This window comes from Marinobacter alkalisoli, assembly GCF_045449855.1.
Lineage (GTDB): Bacteria > Pseudomonadota > Gammaproteobacteria > Pseudomonadales > Oleiphilaceae > Marinobacter.
In genome coordinates, this window is sequence record NZ_JBJJLC010000038.1 from 1 (window position 1) to 3500 (window position 3500).

A 3500-nucleotide genomic window follows, 5' to 3' on the forward strand; every position below is an offset into this window, starting at 1 on the left:
TTTAACGCCACGATTCAGCGGCGACCTTTTTGTAGCGAAGCGGAGAAAAGGGCGTCCGGTGGAGGGCCGCCAGGCCCGGAACGAACTGGAATGATTGGTTATGTGCTCTCTCTGGCCAGCACGCTGTACGGTTCATAGCCTAAGTTAAACCAACGTTCCTCGAACTCAGTTTGCCGCGACTGAAAAGACTCTAAATGGATATCAGCCTCATGGCAAAGAACGAACTCAAAGTTTTTGCAGCGAAAAAAGAGGTCGCCTTTGCCCAGTGTGAAAGTCCCTCTTTCCTCAGCCTCCGACAGGAATGATGACAATTCCTCGGTGTTTATCGGTTGGTACTGCCACATGTCGTCGATCGAAAGGTTACAGTCCCAGCCAAAGGCAACATGAAGTTCCCGAATACCCTCTTTTGTGAGAAAAGCAGCAAGATAGCCAATTTCCTGCTGCAACTGTGGCTCGCTCAAAGGGCTGGTTCTGACCTCCATGGCTATAGTCCTTTTGCCACATAACGCGAAGCTAAGCGGCGGCCCGTCAGGGGCGTCCGGTGGACGGCCGACAGGCCGGGAACAAACTTAAGCGCATTGTTATGCATTGACGTACTCTGTTGTTGGTTCCGCACCTGACAGCACGCTAATACATCCGTTGGTTGTGGCTATAAACCACTCAGTAATTTCGAGGGCAGTGCTAACACTAAGTATGCCAGGCTGCAGAGCTTCACCATTTGACCAACCACCGGAATGAATCTTGAATACATGCTGGGGAACAGTGAACTCCTGCCTCTCCCAATAATATTGAAGATCGCCCTCGTCCAGATACCGATAGCCACGTGCCCACTGAAAGTGAACCTTCAGATCCATTCTCTGACCGCTTTCCGTAACGGTGCTGATGAGAATTGTAAGTCCATCTCGTGAGTATCGGACACTATAGATATCGCTCTCATGACGTATCTCTGAGTGCTTCGGTCCAAACCCTTCAACTTCCATATCAGAACCTTAGATGCATAACGCTGAACGAAGCGGCGCGTCTCACGCGTCCGCCTTCCGTGACTTGTTAAATGCCTTCGACTCCAGATACGAAGCGATGATAGAAAGACCAATCTGGCTGATAGGAGTTTTCAATTTCTATTGGGAAAACGGGCTTTCCAGCCAACGAAGTGTTCAGCCTTTGCATCCAATCCTCTATATCACTTACATACCAGTGCCACTCCTTTCTACCGTTACCCGTGACCACCAACATCAAATGGCTGATACCCAAACTATCCAAGCTTTGGAGGGCATCCTCGAAAACAATTTGAGCTTCATTGGTACTCGCATCCGGCATACCGCTGTCATTGTTTGAGTCATAAGGCCAGTAGATTGAAATGAGGAATGGGTACTCAGATTCTTTCGCTCCTTCTGGTACAGCCTGAAGGCTCCGAAATATGAGTGGATTCCCGTCCTCCTCACCTGTAGCGGTAAAATATACATTCTCTGCACTTGCGGCCGACACTATGAAACTCCATAAAATTATGATGCTGGCTAAGTTCTTCATAGGTATTTAACGCCACGATTCAGCGGCGGCCTTTGCGTAGCGAAGCGGAGAAAAGGCCGTCCGGTGGAGGCCCATCAGGGCCGGAACGAACTGGAATGTATGGTTAGAGTCATTCAGGCTCAAAACCCGGAAATCCATTGCTGGAATACTCTTCGAGTGAACCAGGCTTGGCTCCTCGAACCGTCCAGCTCGAAAGGTAGTCGGGGTCGACTACAACTTCTCCAGTTGACCTGAGACGATACTCGCCCTCATCAGCTGGCAGGATATTCGAGAAATCGGGAGGCAAGTAGAACTCGGTATCACCGCCATTTCGTTTTAGGACAATACCGCTCCCATCTACATGGATGATCGGACCAAATACCTGTACCTGGCCAATAAGCTGCTCTTCATCATCCAGTAGGGTGATGCCGACGAGCAAAATCTTACCTATAAAACTTCCGATTTCTTCCATTTTTCAGGACTCTAACGCCAGTGGTAATGGGCGCCAACGGAGTGCAACGTAGTTGGCGTCCCGTTGACCACCTTGTTAAATTCTTTGGCTAAATAGCTATTCACTACCTAAAATCTCCGCATCGGATCTCTGAGAATTGACCTAGCTAGTCCATCAAGATCTGGAAACAGACTGGCATTTGAGATACCCAAAGATAGCAACGACCTCCGTATCTTCTCTTTTGCGGCAGCCGATATTAAGATTCTTCGTAAAACCATGAACCCCGACGATTCAACAGCTTGCTCATCGACAGTTGTGAATGGTTGATCCTGATCGGGTAATTTGTGAATAGTTAGCACACCCTGCTGAGCTACTGCTCTCCCAGTTACCGGCCCTTGATAGTATCCAAATGCATGCTGATCAGTCCTACCAAACTCCGCATCAAGTGCCTGTAACGAATATGTTTGGCCAATTAATGCGGATCGCCCAAGCATCGCCTGCCAAATCGCAGGATTGTCGCAATCGTCACTGTCGATAGCGAAATGAAGCGCGACTAACGGGTTCTTACTCCAGTCCATTACCCGAGTCGGCAACCCATGGTGTCTAGCAAGGATTAGCCACTCGATGTCATCTCTCGGGGCAATTGATAAGTGGGGCCTAGCCCCTTCCTTAAATTTCGTGAGGATCCCGCGTTCCAACACGCCCCATTTTGCCAGCCCTCCTCCGACTGAAAATTCCTCCAGGATTTCTGGCTTTCTGAATAAAGATGGAACTAGTTTATGAGACGCCGAATTTGCCACCCCTCTGTATACGTATACATCCAGCTCCAGAAGACCGCTGTTGTTGTTTGGGGCACTGCCCTCTATCGCAGACAAAAATTCGGCAACCGAAGAAACCTCAATATCATCCGGTCGCGACTGTTTGTTCTTCTCTGGTGCCGCCATCCATTACTTTCCTTCTTAACGACCAGAGTAGTACTGACCGACAAATCAAGGGTTTTCGGAGGTGCCTGACGCAACTGCCGGTCAGACATATTTAACGCCACGATTCAGCGGCGACCTTTTTGTAGCGAAGCGGAGAAAAGGGCGTCCGGTGGAGGGCCGCCAGGCCCGGAACGAACTGGAATGATTGGTTATGTGCTCTCTCTGGCCAGCACGCTGTACGGTTCATAGCCTAAGTTAAACCAACGTTCCTCGAACTCAGTTTGCCGCGACTGAAAAGACTCTAAATGGATATCAGCCTCATGGCAAAGAACGAACTCAAAGTTTTTGCAGCGAAAAAAGAGGTCGCCTTTGCCCAGTGTGAAAGTCCCTCTTTCCTCAGCCTCCGACAGGAATGATGACAATTCCTCGGTGTTTATCGGTTGGTACTGCCACATGTCGTCGATCGAAAGGTTACAGTCCCAGCCAAAGGCAACATGAAGTTCCCGAATACCCTCTTTTGTGAGAAAAGCAGCAAGATAGCCAATTTCCTGCTGCAACTGTGGCTCGCTCAAAGGGCTGGTTCTGACCTCCATGGCTATAGTCCTTTTGCCACATAACGC

At 49.5% G+C, this 3500-nt stretch carries 6 protein-coding genes; all 6 read right to left on the reverse strand.

The genetic code is table 11. The annotated features are described in order from the left end of the window. Positions 1-98: 98 nt before the first annotated feature. A complete protein-coding gene (locus ACJO5Y_RS15485; RefSeq protein ID WP_406988455.1) occupies positions 99-482 on the reverse strand; it encodes a hypothetical protein in 384 nt (127 codons plus the stop codon). A gap of 99 nt (positions 483-581) precedes the next feature. Next, positions 582-854: a hypothetical protein gene (locus tag ACJO5Y_RS15490; protein ID WP_406988456.1), complete on the reverse strand. Its 273-nt coding sequence runs from the start codon at positions 852-854 to the stop codon at positions 582-584. A 193-nt stretch (positions 855-1047) separates the two neighbouring features. After that, entirely contained in the window at positions 1048-1485 is a 438-nt protein-coding gene (locus ACJO5Y_RS15495) for a DUF695 domain-containing protein (RefSeq protein WP_406988457.1), read from the reverse strand. 151 nt (positions 1486-1636) lie between these two features. Beyond that, positions 1637-1978, reverse strand: coding sequence for a hypothetical protein (locus ACJO5Y_RS15500; protein ID WP_406988459.1), 342 nt, complete (start codon positions 1976-1978; stop codon positions 1637-1639). A 107-nt stretch (positions 1979-2085) separates the two neighbouring features. After that, positions 2086-2901 (reverse strand): FRG domain-containing protein, encoded by an 816-nt coding sequence (locus ACJO5Y_RS15505; protein WP_406988460.1) that lies wholly within the window; start codon positions 2899-2901, stop codon positions 2086-2088. 188 nt (positions 2902-3089) lie between these two features. Beyond that, on the reverse strand, positions 3090-3500 hold a 411-nt coding region (locus tag ACJO5Y_RS15510; protein WP_406988462.1), incomplete at its 5' end, for a hypothetical protein.